At 59.8% G+C, this 14,938-nt stretch carries 17 protein-coding genes and 1 tRNA gene; 8 read left to right on the forward strand and 10 right to left on the reverse strand.

The annotated features are described in order from the left end of the window. Positions 1-61: 61 nt before the first annotated feature. The 5 genes from glnT to IPM06_00250 all read right to left on the reverse strand — a co-directional run bounded on the left by glnT (position 62) and on the right by IPM06_00250 (position 5,053). Positions 62-1,381 carry a type III glutamate--ammonia ligase gene (glnT, locus tag IPM06_00230; protein MBK8768838.1) on the reverse strand — a complete coding sequence of 440 codons (1,320 nt, stop codon included), beginning with the start codon at positions 1,379-1,381 and terminating at the stop codon, positions 62-64. Between the two features lie 38 nt (positions 1,382-1,419). Then, positions 1,420-2,748 carry an FMN-binding glutamate synthase family protein gene (locus tag IPM06_00235; GenBank protein MBK8768839.1) on the reverse strand — a complete coding sequence of 443 codons (1,329 nt, stop codon included), beginning with the start codon at positions 2,746-2,748 and terminating at the stop codon, positions 1,420-1,422. A gap of 8 nt (positions 2,749-2,756) precedes the next feature. Continuing rightward, positions 2,757-3,440: a protein glxC gene (locus tag IPM06_00240; protein MBK8768840.1), complete on the reverse strand. Its 684-nt coding sequence runs from the start codon at positions 3,438-3,440 to the stop codon at positions 2,757-2,759. After that, a complete protein-coding gene (locus IPM06_00245) occupies positions 3,437-4,339 on the reverse strand; it encodes a glutamine amidotransferase family protein (GenBank protein MBK8768841.1) in 903 nt (300 codons plus the stop codon). The genes IPM06_00240 and IPM06_00245 overlap by 4 nt, the downstream gene beginning before the upstream one ends. A 99-nt stretch (positions 4,340-4,438) precedes the next feature. After that, positions 4,439-5,053 (reverse strand): helix-turn-helix transcriptional regulator, encoded by a 615-nt coding sequence (locus IPM06_00250; protein ID MBK8768842.1) that lies wholly within the window; start codon positions 5,051-5,053, stop codon positions 4,439-4,441. A gap of 173 nt (positions 5,054-5,226) precedes the next feature. Here IPM06_00250 and IPM06_00255 point away from each other — a divergent pair, with 173 nt between their 5' ends. From IPM06_00255 to IPM06_00280, 6 genes are all read left to right on the forward strand, one after another. Next, entirely contained in the window at positions 5,227-5,514 is a 288-nt protein-coding gene (locus tag IPM06_00255) for a hypothetical protein (protein MBK8768843.1), read from the forward strand. A gap of 13 nt (positions 5,515-5,527) precedes the next feature. After that, positions 5,528-5,914: a hypothetical protein gene (locus IPM06_00260; protein MBK8768844.1), complete on the forward strand. Its 387-nt coding sequence runs from the start codon at positions 5,528-5,530 to the stop codon at positions 5,912-5,914. A 10-nt stretch (positions 5,915-5,924) separates the two neighbouring features. Continuing rightward, complete coding sequence (locus tag IPM06_00265) at positions 5,925-6,092, forward strand: hypothetical protein (protein MBK8768845.1); 168 nt, start codon at positions 5,925-5,927, stop codon at positions 6,090-6,092. An 11-nt stretch (positions 6,093-6,103) separates the two neighbouring features. Further along, complete coding sequence (locus IPM06_00270) at positions 6,104-7,501, forward strand: amino acid permease (GenBank protein MBK8768846.1); 1,398 nt, start codon at positions 6,104-6,106, stop codon at positions 7,499-7,501. Between the two features lie 75 nt (positions 7,502-7,576). Then, positions 7,577-8,257 carry a hypothetical protein gene (locus IPM06_00275; GenBank protein ID MBK8768847.1) on the forward strand — a complete coding sequence of 227 codons (681 nt, stop codon included), beginning with the start codon at positions 7,577-7,579 and terminating at the stop codon, positions 8,255-8,257. Further along, the gene (locus IPM06_00280) at positions 8,254-8,541 is read left to right on the forward strand and encodes a hypothetical protein (GenBank protein ID MBK8768848.1); all 288 of its coding nucleotides are present in this window, start codon (positions 8,254-8,256) and stop codon (positions 8,539-8,541) included. The genes IPM06_00275 and IPM06_00280 overlap by 4 nt, the downstream gene beginning before the upstream one ends. Here the strand turns inward: IPM06_00280 and IPM06_00285 are convergent. The 4 genes from IPM06_00285 to IPM06_00300 all read right to left on the reverse strand — a co-directional run bounded on the left by IPM06_00285 (position 8,529) and on the right by IPM06_00300 (position 10,037). Further along, positions 8,529-8,604, reverse strand: a tRNA-Lys gene (locus tag IPM06_00285). The two genes, IPM06_00280 and IPM06_00285, sit on opposite strands and share 13 nt — an antisense overlap. A 133-nt stretch (positions 8,605-8,737) precedes the next feature. Then, a complete protein-coding gene (locus IPM06_00290; protein MBK8768849.1) occupies positions 8,738-9,256 on the reverse strand; it encodes a DUF1499 domain-containing protein in 519 nt (172 codons plus the stop codon). Next, the gene (locus IPM06_00295) at positions 9,253-9,453 is read right to left on the reverse strand and encodes a hypothetical protein (protein MBK8768850.1); all 201 of its coding nucleotides are present in this window, start codon (positions 9,451-9,453) and stop codon (positions 9,253-9,255) included. Before IPM06_00295 ends, IPM06_00290 begins: the two co-directional genes overlap by 4 nt. 125 nt (positions 9,454-9,578) lie before the next feature. Further along, positions 9,579-10,037 carry a hypothetical protein gene (locus tag IPM06_00300; GenBank protein MBK8768851.1) on the reverse strand — a complete coding sequence of 153 codons (459 nt, stop codon included), beginning with the start codon at positions 10,035-10,037 and terminating at the stop codon, positions 9,579-9,581. Between the two features lie 836 nt (positions 10,038-10,873). Here IPM06_00300 and IPM06_00305 point away from each other — a divergent pair. Together IPM06_00305 and IPM06_00310 are read left to right on the forward strand one after the other, a co-directional pair. Then, positions 10,874-11,371, forward strand: a complete 498-nt coding sequence (locus IPM06_00305; GenBank protein ID MBK8768852.1) for a hypothetical protein — start codon at positions 10,874-10,876, stop codon at positions 11,369-11,371. Between the two features lie 152 nt (positions 11,372-11,523). After that, complete coding sequence (locus tag IPM06_00310) at positions 11,524-12,708, forward strand: HD domain-containing protein (protein ID MBK8768853.1); 1,185 nt, start codon at positions 11,524-11,526, stop codon at positions 12,706-12,708. A 413-nt stretch (positions 12,709-13,121) separates the two neighbouring features. Here IPM06_00310 and leuA read toward each other — a convergent pair whose 3' ends face one another. Then, a complete protein-coding gene (gene leuA / locus IPM06_00315; GenBank protein MBK8768854.1) occupies positions 13,122-14,801 on the reverse strand; it encodes a 2-isopropylmalate synthase in 1,680 nt (559 codons plus the stop codon). Positions 14,802-14,938 lie beyond the last annotated feature (137 nt).

The raw sequence follows: 14,938 nt of genomic DNA on the forward strand, positions 1-14,938 counted from the left end.
CACCGCATGCACCGGTGACCCGCTGGGATGTCCGGACCATCGCCCGGCCACGGAGACGGGTTCAGCAATCCAGTGTGGTGTCGCGTTCCCACTGGGTGAGATGGCGGCAATACTGGTTCCACTCGTTGTGCTTGAGCTTGAGGTACCCGGCGGATACTTCCTTGCCAAGCGCGTTCTGCAGATAGCTGTCACCTTCAAAGGCGCGCAGGGCATCCAGAAGGTTGAGCGGCAGCTTGCGCGCATCCTTGATCGTGTGGCCCTCGGCATACATGTCGATGTCGAGGCGCTTGCCCGGATCCATCTTCTCTTCAATGCCGTGCATGCCGGCCACAAGGATGGACGCAAGCAGCAGATACGGATTGGCGGCACCGTCCGGCAAACGGTATTCGGCGCGGCCAGCGTCCGGGATGCGTACCATGTGGGTGCGGTTGTTGCCGCCGTAGGTGATTGACGACGGCGACCACGTTGCACCGGAAATGGTGCGCGGCGCGTTGATGCGCTTGTAGCTGTTCACCGTGGGGTTGGTGATGGCCGCCATGGCAGCGGCATGCTGCATCAGGCCGCCCAGGAAATGATAGCCGAGTTGCGAGACGCCAAGCTCTCCCTTGTCGTCTTCAAACAGGTTCTTCTTGCGGTCATTGTCCCACACGGACAGGTGCACGTGGCAGCCATTGCCGGTGAGGTTGATGAAGGGCTTCGGCATGAAAGTGGCGCGCATGCCATGCTTCTCGGCAATGGCCTTCACCATGAACTTGAAGAAGGCCAACTGGTCTGCGGTTGTCACCGCGTCGTTGAAGTTCCAGTTGATCTCGAACTGGCCGTTCGCATCTTCATGGTCGTTCTGGTACGGGCCCCAGCCCAGCTTCACCATCGTCGAGCAGATTTCGCCGATCACATCGAGGCGGCGCATGATGGCGGACTGGTCGTAGCAAGGCTTGTCCTGCGTGTCCTTGGTGTCGGAAACGCCGGAGCCATCGGAATTGATCAGATGAAATTCCGGTTCAACACCTGCCATCAACTTCATGTTTTTGGCTGAATATTTCTCAACGAGTCGGCGCAAAACCACACGTGGCGCCTGGGCCAGAGGTTCGCCGTTCATCCAGGGGTCGCCAGCAACCCAGGCCACATCCGGACGCCACGGCAACTGGATTGCGGTCGATGCATCGGGCATCACCAGAATATCGGGATGGGCCGGTGTCTGATCCAGCCAAGTGGCAAAGCCGGCGAAACCGGCGCCCGCCTTCTGCATCCGCGCGGCCGCCTCCACCGGCACAAGTTTGGCACGCTGGGTGCCAAACAGGTCGGTGAAATTGAACAGGAAGAATCTGACCTCCTTGTGGTCTTTCGCAAAGCTGGCGAGATCGCCCATGTGTGTCTCCATTCCCTATGATTTTTTGTTTTTGTGTGTGGTGCGGCGGATCAATATCCGCCGCGGCCCGGTATCCAGCTTGTCCCGGCGAGTGGTACGCCTGCCATCGCCGCGGCTTCCACCGTCAACGCGCAGAGGTCTTCCGGCTCCAGATTGTGCAAGTGGCTCTTGCCGCAGGCGCGGGCCACGGTTTGCGCTTCGAGCGTCATGACCTTGAGGTAGTTGGAGAGACGCCGCCCTGCCTTCACCGGATCGAGGCGCTTGGCCAGATCAGGGTCTTGCGTGGTGATGCCCGCCGGGTCACGGCCCTCGTGCCAGTCGTCGTAGGCACCAGCCGTCGTTCCCAGCGCCTTGTACTCTTCCTCAAGATGCGGATCATTGTCGCCCAGCGCCACCAGTGCAGCCGTGCCGATGGCAACGGCATCGGCACCAAGTGCCAGCGCCTTCGCCACGTCCGCCCCGTTGCGAATGCCGCCCGAGATGATGAGCTGCACCTTGCGGTGCATGCCGAGGTCCTGCAGCGCCTTCACCGCGGGGCGGAGACAGGCAAGCGTCGGCAGTCCCACATGTTCGATGAACACTTCCTGCGTGGCAGCCGTACCGCCCTGCATGCCGTCGAGGACGACAACGTCGGCGCCGGACTTCACGGCCAGCGCCACGTCGTAGTAGGGACGCGTGCCGCCAACCTTCACGTAGATCGGCTTTTCCCAGGAGGTGATTTCACGCAACTCGTGAATCTTGATTTCAAGGTCGTCCGGTCCCGTCCAGTCAGGATGACGGCAGGCCGAGCGCTGGTCGATGCCTTTCGGCAGGCAACGCATTTGCGCCACGCGGTCCGAAATCTTCTGGCCGAGCAGCATGCCACCACCACCGGGCTTGGCACCCTGCCCCACGACGACTTCGATGGCATCCGCCTTGCGAAGATCGTCCGGGTTCATGCCGTAGCGTGAGGGCAGATACTGGTAGACGAGGTGCCTGGACTGGCCGCGCTCTTCAGGCGTCATGCCGCCGTCGCCCGTCGTGGTCGACGTTCCGGCCATGGACGCGCCGCGGCCCAGCGCTTCCTTGGCCTGCGCGGAGAGCGAGCCGAAGCTCATGCCAGCAATCGTGATCGGGATCTTCAGCTCAATCGGCTTCTTGGCAAAACGCGTGCCGAGGACCACGTCCGTGCCGCACTTTTCGCGGTATCCTTCCAGCGGATAACGCGAAATGGATGCACCGAGGAACAGGAGGTCATCGAAATGCGGGAGACGGCGCTTGGCGCCCGCACCACGGATATCGTAGATGCCTGTCGTCGCGGCACGGCGGATTTCCGAAAGCGTATAGTCGTCGAACGTCGCCGATTTGCGCGGCAAGGTGCGTGGAATGTTGCTGTCCATGAAAGACCTCAGTAGGCGTCGGCGTGGTCGACGTTGAAATTGTAGAGTTTGCGGGCAGACCCATAGCGGCGGAAGTCCTGCGGCCGGTCCTTGCGTCTGGCGCGCTCAAGAAGTTTCGCGAGATCCTCCAGGTGCTCGGCACGCATCTCCTTCTCGATACAGTCAGAGCCGAGGCTCGTGACCTTGCCCTTCACATAAAGGCGCGCTTCGTAGATCGAGTCACCCAGGGCATCGCCCGCGTCGCCGCAGACAACAAGGTTGCCGCGCTGCGCCATGAAGGCCGACATGTGGCCGATGGAACCGCCGACCACGATATCGACGCCCTTCATCGAGATACCGCAGCGGGACGAGGCATCGCCGTCAATGACGAGCAATCCGCCGTTGGCCGTCGCACCGGCGGATTCCGAGGCATTGCCCTTGACCCACACCGTGCCCGACATCAGATTCTCGGCAACGCCGACACCCGCATGGCCATGGATGATGATGTCGGCGTGCTTGTTCATGCCGCCACAATAGAAGCCTACATGGCCCTGGATTTCCACCGTCAGTGGCGCATCAAGGCCGCAGGCGATGGCGTGTTGACCCATCGGGTTGCGGATGATCCAATGTCGGTCATTGGTGTCCTTCGGGAGTTTGTAGAGGCGCTGGTTGACGCCCGTCACTCCTTCTTTCTTCAGGTCGATTTCGCTCATGCGTGGCCACCCCATGTGTAGACTTTTTCAGGTTCTGGTTCCCAGGTGCGGGCCGTTTCCGAACCGGGAAGATGTGCAATCGCCCGCCACTCCGTGGCCATGGCGACCCAATCGTCGGTCTCCGCCATCACCGCATGCTTGCAGGCGATGGGATCGCGCACGACGGCAAAGCCATCGGCCGTACCGACGAGGAAGGTGTAGAAACCATCAAGGTCCTTGAGGCCGTCTTCCATGGCCTGCTTCAGCGATGCGCCGTTGCGCAGCTTCCAGGTCATGTAGGCAGCCGCCACTTCCGTGTCGTTCTCGGTCTGGAATTCCATGCCTTCGCGCCGCAGGTTCTCACGCAGGCGGTTGTGGTTCGACAATGAGCCGTTGTGCACGAGGCAAAGATCGGCACCGGTCGCAAACGGATGCGAGCCAGCCGTCGTCACGGCACTTTCCGTGGCCATGCGGGTGTGCCCGATGATGTGCGTGCCCTTGGCGGAGGCCAGTTCGAACTTGTCGTAGACGTTTTCGGGAAGGCCTGTTTCCTTGAAGATTTCAATCGTGTGGCCGGACCCCACGATGCGTACGCCAGGATGATTGTGCTTCAGCCAGTTCACCACCTTGTCTTCCTTCGCCGTGGTGACGAGGATGCAGTGATTGCCGATCTTCTTGACCGAAGCCTCGCACTTCAGTGCGCGTTCCAGTCCGGTGTCGACCTTCTTCCAGTCGTAATCGGATTCATCGTGGGCAAGCGAAAACTTGATCTCGTTCTTCTTGACCGGATTCCGGTAGACGGCGACGCCGGCCGAGTCCGGCCCTCGGTTCGTCATCTCGATGATCATGGGCTTGAACATCGCCCCAAGCTTCGGCTGAAGCTTTTGATTTTTCAGGTAAAGTCCAACAATTCCACACATGGGTGCAACTCCCTTCCGCTGTGGCGATTGGGATGCAGCCTATCAGGGCAATTTGCTCTGTCAACTAGGAGGAACTATTTATTCACGTCAGGAATAGGTTCACTCGTCCCGGCGATAACTGATGATCGACAGATACCGGGCCGGCAGCTTCTTCATTTCGTCGGGACCGTGAGGCGCTTCCGCATCAAAGAACAACGCGTCACCAGGATGCATGTCGTAGGTCTTGTCGCCATGGCGATAAATGACGTTGCCCTCGATCATGTAAAGGAACTCGAGCCCGCTGTGCTGGAAGGTCGGGAAGACGTCGGTCTCGTGGGTAAGGGTGATGAGATAGGGCTCGACCATCACGGGTCCGTGTGGACTGTGACCGAGGAGCTGATACTGATGGCCGGCCCGGGTGCCACGCCGTTCGATGGTGAGTCCCTGCCCTGCCTTCACGAAGGTCGCGTCGCGAACCTCTTCGAAAGACCGGAACAGCGCCGTGAACGGAATCTGCAACGCCCTGCTGATGGCCTGCAACGAGGCCAGTGAAGGTGACGTTGCGCCGTTTTCGATCTTGGACAACATGCCGGCTGACAGTCCCGACTGCTTTGCAAGCTCGGAAATCGTCAGTCCCAGCTTCTCCCTGTAACGCCGCACCTCGCGTCCGATCGCTTCTTCTAAGTAACGGTTTTCGCTTGCGTTGACGGCGTGCGGGTTTTGAAATTCGTCCATGTCTTCATCACCGATATTGCAGTGCAGCGCTTTTTGTTCACTTCCGCCCGCTTGACAAGAGGCACGTTCGGCGTTTTCCTGTCAGACAACAAAGTTGCCCCGTAGCAAACAATAACACAAGGGGCGGGCCGGCACATGCGGGGAAAAACTGCAGGCCTGCGGGAGAGGAAAAAATGTCTGACCTCAATTCAAGAATTGAGGCGATGTATTCCCGTGATGTGAAAATCGCGTGGGCTTTCGTCGCCGGACTTTGGTTTGCAGTGCTCTTCGTCATGTACGCAACCTGGGACCTCGCCCCCGAGGGACCCTGGCGCTACGTGCTCATGATTGGCGGCGCGGCGGTGCTGCTGTTCAACACAGCGTCCATTGGCACGCTTGTCCGCCACTACAAGGAAGACAAGCAGTTCATCTACAGTCTGGACATCAAGCATCTCGACGAGATGCGTGGCCACCATCATTGAGGGCATGACGCACATGGCGAAATACACTCCTCCCAACCAGAGCAAGATCGGCCAGATCATCGACGTGATCGTGCTGCTCGTGCTCACCGTCGGCGCCCTTTACATTCCGCTCTGGCTTGGCATGGCCGGGGGCGCGAAGACACCGGCCGTCGTCGAAAACCCCACATGGGAATCGCTGGGCCAAAATCCTGTGATGGTCGAGAAATGGAATGCCCTCGGCTATACTGATCCGGCCGCCGTCAGCGACATGATCACGGCCCGTTATGACTACTGGTCCTTCAGCACCATCGAACTTCTCATCATGATCGTGGTGGTGGTCGGTTACTTCGTCATCGTCGTGCGCCTCTCCACCAAGGAGTACCGCGACGTGGTCGACGAAAAATTCGGTTCAAAGAGATAAGGGGCCAGCCATGGATATCTGGAACTACATGGAATACGCAGCCTGGGCCCTCTCCGCGATGTTCGGGGTTCTCATCATCGCCAACTGGTTCAAGATCGACTCCACCTATTCGGAAGACGTGCTCACGTCATCGCGCGAAGGTGAACTCGAAGCCATGACCGAACAGCACAAGCTCTGAGAGACGCACCAATGTCAAACGCAACAACAGAAAAAATCGAGAAGATCAGTCTTCTGCGCGTTCTCGGCCCGGCCCACGTCTGGGCGCTGGGTGTCGGCATCGTGCTCGTCGGCGAATACATGGGCTGGAACTTCGGCGTCGGCAAGGGCGGCGCTTACGCAGCCCTGATCGCCTGCTGGTTTGCCGGCCTGCTCTACACCTGCGTCGCCATGATCGACTCGGAAGTGACCTCCACGGTCGCGGCCGCCGGTGGTCAGTATACGCAGGCCAAACACATCATCGGCCCGCTGATGGCCTTCAACGTCGGCCTCTATCTGGTGTTCGCCTACACCATGCTGGAAGCAGGCAATGCCATCACCATCGGCTTCCTCGTGGATACGGTGGCGAACATGGCCGGACACAGCGGCATCGACCAAAGGCCGTTCATCATCCTGTCCATCATGTTCCTGGCCTGGCTGAACTACCGCGGCGTTCTCGCCACGCTGAACTTCAACCTTGTCATCACCGCCATTGCCTTCATTGCGATCATCCTGCTCTTCCTCGGCGTCATGCCGTGGAGTGCTGCCTCGCCCCTGAAGCACGCCGATCTTCTCTCCGGACAGGCCGCCTTGCCGTATGGATGGATTGGCATCGTGGCGGCCATGCACTTCGGCCTCTGGTACTATCTCGGCATCGAGGGCACGACCCAGGCCGCCGAGGAAGTGCGCTCGCCCGCGCGCGCACTACCCTTCGGCACCATGGCCGGCATCATCACCCTGCTCATCGCCGCAACGCTGACGTGGTACGTCTGCGCCGGCCTGATGCCGTGGGAATATCTGGGCCAGGCTGGCGTGCCGCTGTTTGATGCAGGCCGCCTCTCGGGCTCGACCTTCCTGCTCGTCCTGCTCGGCATCGGCACGTTGTTCTCGACGCTGGCTTCGGCCAACGGCTGCATCAACGACGCCTCGCGCGCCTGGTTCGCCATGGGCCGCGACCACTACCTGCCGGCCTGGTTCGGCGCGGTGCATCCCAAGTATCGCACGCCGTACCGCTCGATCATCTTCCTCGTCCCCATCGCGCTCGTCTTCGCGCTGGGTGCGCCGCTGGACCAGGTGATCACCTTCTCGATCCTCTCGGGCCTGCTGGAATATACCTTCATGCCCATCAACGTGATCCTGTTCCGGAGGAAGTGGCCGCTCGACACCATCAAGCGCGGTTACGAACACCCCTTCCACCCGGTCCCGGCTCTGGTTCTGCTCACGCTCTGCGCGGTGACTTACTTCGCCGTGTTCCTGGGCTACGGCACGCAGCTCATTGCCATGGTGGGTTTCTACATCGTGGTGTCGCTGTGGTTCCACTTCTGGCGCTACCGCTTCGTGAAGCGCGGCGACCAGTTCACCATGCCGTGGCCGCGCCCCAGGGGCTACTGAGCGAAGGCTTTCGCAAACGCACACGATGGTCCGGGCCCGCCCCGGACCATTTTTTTCCCCTGTATCTGGATTGCGATGACTGTCTGGTTGATCAAGCTGCTGTTGTTGGCACTCGCGGGCGTTCTCTTCGGCCGCATCGCCTGGATGTGGTGGCAGGATGGGCGCCTTCGCGCCCAGCGCCGTTCCGCCCTCTTCGATTCCGCCGAAGACCTTTTCAGCGACGGTCGCAAGCGCATCATTGAAACAGGCTTCCCCCGTATCGCCGGAACCTACGCCGGGCTCAGCTACGATTTGCAGGTGACACCCGACACGCTGAATTACCGCAAGCTGCCTGCGCTGTGGGTGCTCTATACCCTCACCGAGCCGCAGCCTGTGCAGGCCACACTCGACATCATGATGCGCCCGCGCGGGGTTGAGCCCTTTTCCAATTTCGCCAGGCTGCCGATCCAGATCGAAGTCCCGCCGGGCTTCCCCGCCGATTGCGCCATTCGCACCGACAATGCGGCGGCGCTGCCCGATCTTGCTGCGCTGCTGGCGGCGACGCGCGCGCTGCTGGCCGATCCACAGGTGAAAGAGCTGGTGATTTCGCCCAAGGGCCTGCGCCTCGTGATGCTGGCGGAGGAAGCCAACCGCACGCGCTATCTCCTCTTCCGCGATGCCGAGATGGGAACGCCCCTGCCGCGCGCCACCATCAAGTCCGCGCTGGACCGCCTGCGCGATCTCGCCCACACTCTTGCCAGCGCAGACACAAAATGACCCAGCCAATGAATCCCCATCTCGTCCTGCTCACCTCGGTCGTATTGCCGGGTGTTGGCCAGGTGCTGAACCGCCAGCCCGCGCGCGGACTGATCTTCGTCTTTTTCATTCTGCTGCTGGGCGGATTCACCATCGTGACGTCCGGCCCCGAAACCTCGACGGTGGGGCGGCTGGCGGGGGGATTGTTCGTCTATGCCCTCTCGATCATCGACGCCTATAAAGTGGCGCGGGTGCGGGCGGCGGTGGCGGGCTATACGGACCAGCAGAAGGATGGTGGGCGATGAAGGACTCGAACCTTCGACCCGCTGATTAAGAGTCAGCTGCTCTACCACCTGAGCTAATCGCCCATCCTTCGTGGAAGTTGCCGGGTTTTGGCTGGCTGAAAAGCGGCGCCGCGCCGGGAACGGGGCGGGTCATAGGCGAGGCCGCGGCCCTTGTCCACCCCTGTTTTGCACAACGCGAACAGGAAATTGCCGGGCCTCACGGCAGCGGCCGCACCTGCGCCGCCAGCAGCGCCAGCCAGCGCGCCACGCGGGCGCGGTTGACGCCCATGTCCCCCTTGCCGAACCGCGAGCGCGACGACAGCGCCAGCGTCGATTGCCCGCCCGGCCGGTCGAAATACTGCACCACGATGGTATCGGGAAAACCCATGAGCGCCGTGCGCTGGATATAGCGGTCGGTGAGCGCCGCCTCATCCGCCGCAACGATGGTGACACGGGGTTCGCCCGCAATCGCCTTGGAAAACGCCTGCCGCAGGGCCACGGCGGGCACAGGGTACAGCGCCGTCACCTGATCCGCCCGCGCGCCGCACAGCCCGTCCGGACAGGCCAGCGCATCATTGCCGGTGGCGCGCCGCTGCAGCGTGGCGAAATCGACGGGCCCCAGATCCGCCGCACCGAACCAATCCCACACCCGCGCCGGCCCCATGGCAGCGAACACGCCCGCACCCACCACGCCGAGCAGCGCCACGCCGCCCAGAATCCGGCGAAGGGTTTTCACACCACGTCCGAATGGCGGCGGCGGACATCTGTGCCCGTTGCCACATCGCCGCCGGCATCCGCGCAATCGCCATAAACACAGGGGGAATCCGAATCGCGCGCCACGCCGAAGGCTGCACCCGTCACGTTGAACACCGCAAACAGCGAGGCAACAATGGCCCACATGCGGAACGACTTCGGACGAAAGAATTGCAGCATGACGGACTCCGGGAGCGATGGAACGGCAAAGGTGGCGGGCAAGTGAGGTGGATGTGGGGCGGCGGCGGGGCGGAATTCAACCCCCTGCCCGCGCAGTCCCCATCACGCCATCCCCGCCTCACGCATCACGGCTTCCGCTGCTCATCTTCCACATAGCGCCGCTCCGGCGCCGTCATCCACACGCCGCGCGCCTCGTAGCGGCCATAGGCGTGATCAAGGCTGCCCGCCTTCCACTGCGCCAGCCGTTGCGCGGCCTGGGCCTCGGCGCGGGCGAGGGTCATGTCGGAGGCGATGCGATAGGCCTCCACCTGTTCGAGGCTGGGCCGTGATGGCAACGTTTCCCATTCGGCACGGTGCGCAGGCCCCTTGCCGCCCTGTTGGCGCTTGAGCGTGCGCACCTCTTCCGGCGTGATGTGGGTGCGGCGGCAATAAAGCCCGTCGATCGCCATGCAGCAGGCCTTGGTGCGGCGGCACTGGGCCGAGGGACAGCGCGGCAGCGGCACGGCGCGCTTGCGCTCGCGCGGCGTGAAACCCGCCCACGGCGTGAGCGAGCGATAGGGGTCAGGCGGGGCCTTGCGGGGCATGGGGCAATTCCTTTCGGCTGGAGGATGATGACGGCGTGGGGGCGCATGCACGATGCGTCCCTGGCTGAGGGAGACAGGAGTCCCTCATGCCCGAGGTGCCGCGAGGCGGCCTCGCAGCATGCGCAGTCAAACGGGCGCGGGATGGCATCACCACATGGCGCGCCATCCCGCGGGGTCGTGAGGGCGGAGAGGAATGTTCCGCTCCGGCTCCAGGCCTGTAGCTACGTGGTGGAGGAAGAACCGGTGGAAAGCCCGAAGCCGGGCCGCATCCGGGCGAGGCCCGGGCGGCGGCATGACGGAACGCAGCGGTTTTGGCCTGCAAGGCGCACACTCGCCAATCCACGGCGGGCGGCACGCAAGGGCGCCAGGGCCCGGCCGCCAGCAGCACGGGGCGTGCTGCAGTCTGTGGGTGAACTGCGGTAAACCGCGCTTGGACCCTAGTGCCCAAGGGGTGCGCATCCGGCTCCCGGGTCGAAGGCTTGCTTTGAACCCCCGACGCAGGCGCTGCTCATGGCACTGGCAGTGAAGACAAGCTCGCGACACTGACCCTCTCCTTTCCAGAACCATCGAAAAGGCATATAGTCCTAGTTTGGGAGGGAGTCAAGTCCGAGATTCGAACCTCACACACTGACAGCGCTAAGCAATAGGCTTCTGGCGGGATTGAGGAGGAAATTGAAGCATTTCCCGAATATGGCCAACAAATGCAGAATTGGATGTGAGATCACAATAAACAGAAAAACAAACTGCCTACCTTGACACATTAATGAATTCTTAATAGGTGTTCCCGTATCGTTCCACGCGAATCTGCGGGAATCAGCAATACATTGGGCAGGCAATTGGACGCATCTGATTTCGTCTTGGCAATTGTTTCAAGCGCGCCCCACCACAAGGTGAGGGGCAAGAAACGTCTTCAAAAGTTTGCGTTTCTTCTCCAATCAATCGGCGCCTCTTGCGATGCAGAGTTCAGGATTTGGGATTTTGGACCCTACAGCAAAGAAATTGCTGGTGCTGCTGAACAGCTATCTTTTTTTGGTCTATTGAGCGAAGCAGAAGAACAAGTTGGCCAATGGCGAATGTTCACCACCGTTTATACGATTAGTGATAATTCAAAATCACTCAAGCTCGAAGAAAGATATTCAAGGGCCTTGGAGAACTTAGATAAGTATTCAAATGTCGACCTTGAAGTGGCTGCGACAATTCAATACTATTTGAAGTTGGGCCTTGATAAGCTTGAGGCGGTGTCAAAAACTACTCGGCTGAAGCCGACAAAGTCGGTTCCTGAGGTGGTTAATCGATCTTTCAAGATCATTCAGGAAATTGAGTCCATCAACTGACTATGCCCCTTGGTAATGAGCTACTGAGAGACCAGCGGATAAGGGATCCGATTCACAATCTAATCAGCTTTTTCTCGAGTAGCGAAGAGGACAAACTGCTGTGGCGGCTGTTGGCGACATTCCCTGTGCAACGGCTACGTCGGATCAAACAGTTGGGGTTTTCTGAATTCGTCTATCCTGGAGCCACGCACACGCGTTTTGCCCATGTCCTAGGCGCCATGCAAATGGCCCGAAGAATGCTGGACGCATTCGAAAAGGCCTATATCTTCAAAGGCAATGCCGAACATGCAAAGATGCGCAAAGCGACTATTGCGGCCGCTTTGCTACATGATATTGGGCACGGTCCATATTCACATGTATTCGAAGAAATTTCTTCTAGCCTTAATATTGATGAAGAACACGAGGCAATAACACGAAAAATAGTTGAAGAAACAGAGATCAAAGACATCCTGGAACAACAGGGAATAATTGATGAGGTAGTAAAGTTCTTCAGTGAAGAGCCAGGTTACTCACCATACACGACTATAATTTCTAGCCAAATGGATTGCGACCGCTTAGATTTTCTTGCGAGAGATCGCTATCATACTGGAATTCAGTCATCCGCAATCGACCTAGCTTGGTTGTTCGACAGCTTGCGAATCGAAGAAGTGCCAATTGATCCCATAAAGGGACAAAAAGAATTCTCATTTGTTGTTTTGGAAAAAGGAATTGGCTCAGCAGAAGAATTTGTTATCTCATACATGAAGATGTACAAGGAAGTATACTTCCACAAAACTACTCGAGCCGTGCAACATGTCGTTCGAGACTGTCTCCGAGAATTTGTAACATCGAACGCAGATTCAGAAATTGCCAAGTCTCAGAAAATATTTCGGTACTTTCTAGAAAAGGGAAGTCGGGACCTTGATAACTACCTACAACTTGATGACACATCTATTATACATGCTCTCCACTCCATATCCGAGGGAAAATTCGGTTCTGCCACCAGTTTGGCTAAGAGATATTTCTCACGAGACCTTTACAAATGCCTTGAACTTCCCGCTTCCAACTCAGGTGCGGTAAAGTCAAATCTTGCGATGAAATTTGTAGACGCGCTAAAGAATGAGAAGATTGATTTTGTTCCAGATGTAATTCCGGCAAAATCCTACAAACAATACGCCGTCATGGAAAAAAACTTCCTCAAAAACATATTGATCAAGAAAGATGGCGAGCCCCAGTCTTTGGGCGAAGTAAGCAACATTGTCAAATCACTAGGTGAAAAGAGCGCAAGATTATACTTCAAGTCCGATGATGATCGCAGCAAAGCGATTGAACTACTAAAAAAATGTCAGTCTGCTTAGACTGCTGCGAGCTTTAACTTCCAAAATATTAAGTTGAGCACAAACTGCTGCGCGTCAGTACTTTTCCAACTTCATCCGCGGAATACTTCACCCCACCATCACCGGCAGCACCCACAGCGCCAGCGCCACGTATCCGAGCCACGGATAACGCTCCTTGCGGCGGAGGCCGATCACAACGCCGGTGACGGTGACGATCAGCGCCACCAGCAGGAACAGCAGCGTGTTGCCGAAGCCGCTGGCGCCATCGCCGGCGGGCGTGGGGTCCCACGTCGCACAGTCTCAAAGTCTGAATGGCCGGGTCAAGCCCGGCCATGGAGAGCGTGTGAGCGGTTGGATGAGGGATGTGAAGCAAAGCAGTGAGATGGCGATGTGGTCCCTCCCCCAGCGGAGCCGGGGCAGAGGGAGACGGATGGTCAGGCGCGCCTTGCCGCCCGGTTCACGCCACTCATCACGGCTTTGAGGCTGGCCACCACGATGTTCTTGTCGATGCCGACGCCGAACAGGGTTGAGCCATCGGCGAGGCGGAGTTCGACGTAGGCGACCGCCGTGGCGTTGGCGCCGTGGCCCATGGCGTGCTCGCGGTAGTCGGCGACATCGAAGGCGACACCGCTTTCCTTGCGCAGCGCATCGACGAAGCCATCGACCGGGCCGTTGCCGAGGCCCTTGATGGTCTTGGCCTTGCCATCGACGGTGATCCTGGCGGTGACGGCCTGCTCGCCCTTCTCGCCCGCACCCGCCTTCACGCTGTGCTCAACGAAGCCATAACGGCCGTTGCCATCGAGGTATTCGCGCTCGAAGGCGTTCCACAGGCGCGAGGCTTCCACCTCCACGCCCTCGCCATCGGCGATCGCCTGCACCACCTTGGAGAATTCGATCTGCAGGCGGCGCGGCAACTCGATGCCGTGTTCCGTCTCCATGATGTAGGCGATGCCGCCCTTGCCGCTCTGCGAGTTGATGCGCACCACGGCCTCGTAGCTGCGCCCGAGGTCCATCGGATCGACGGGGAGATAGGGCACTTCCCACAGGGGCGCGTTCGAGCCCTTCATGTGCTTGAAGCCCTTGTTGATGGCGTCCTGGTGCGAGCCCGAAAACGCGGTGAAGACGAGTTCGCCCGCGTAGGGGTGGCGCGGATGGATGGGCAGCTGGTTGCAGTATTCCGCCATGCGCACGAGTTCGTTGATGTTCGAGCAGTCGAGGCCCGGGTTCACCCCTTGCGTGAACAGGTTCATGGCCAGCGTCACGATGTCGACGTTGCCGGTGCGCTCGCCGTTGCCGAAGAGCGTGCCCTCGACGCGGTCCGCCCCGGCCAGCAGGCCGAGTTCGGTGGCGGCCACGGCGCTGCCGCGGTCGTTGTGCGGATGGAGCGAGATGATGACCGAGGAGCGGTTCTTGATCGTACGGCAGAACCATTCGATCTGGTCGGCGTGGATGTTGGGCGTCGACATCTCCACCGTCGCCGGGAGATTGAGGATCAGGGGCTTGGCGGGCGTCGGCCTGATTTCGTCCATGACAGCTTCGCAGATGGCGACGGCGTAATCGAGTTCCGTGCCGGTGAAGCTCTCCGGCGAATATTCGAAGCGGATGGCGTCCGTCATGCCGCTTTCATCGGCAAGCTTGCGGATGAGCTTCGCGCCCGAGACGGCGATGTCGATGATGCCCTGGCGGTCCTTCTGGAAGACGACGCGGCGCTGCAGTTCGCTGGTCGAATTGTAGAAATGCACGATCGCCGACTTGGCCCCGCGAATGCCCTCGAAGGTGCGGCGGATCAGTTCCTCGCGGCACTGCACGAGCACCTGGATGGTCACGTCATCGGGGATGCACTTGTTGTCGATGAGGTGGCGGCAGAAATCGAAATCCGTCTGCGAGGCGCTGGGGAAGCCGATCTCGATTTCCTTGAAGCCCATCTTCACCAGCGCGTTCCACATGCGCATCTTGCGCTCGTGGCCCATGGGTTCGATCAGCGACTGGTTGCCGTCGCGGAGGTCGACGGAACACCAGATGGGCGGTTTGGTGATGGAGCGCGACGGCCACTGGCGGTCGGGCAAATTGACCGGCGTATAGGCGCGGTATTTCTCGGCGGGATTGATCATCATGATGGGAAACTCTGTGTCTTCTGCGTTGGCTCTGGTGTGGTCAAGATCCCCGGAGAGCCAGGGCGCGTTCCGCCCGGCCGGCCCTCAGGGGCTGGTAAGCAGAAGCGACAGCAGAAGGGTGCGGGGATCGCGCATGG

It is taken from the genome of Hyphomicrobiales bacterium, assembly GCA_016710435.1.
Taxonomy (GTDB): domain Bacteria; phylum Pseudomonadota; class Alphaproteobacteria; order Rhizobiales; family Aestuariivirgaceae; genus Aestuariivirga.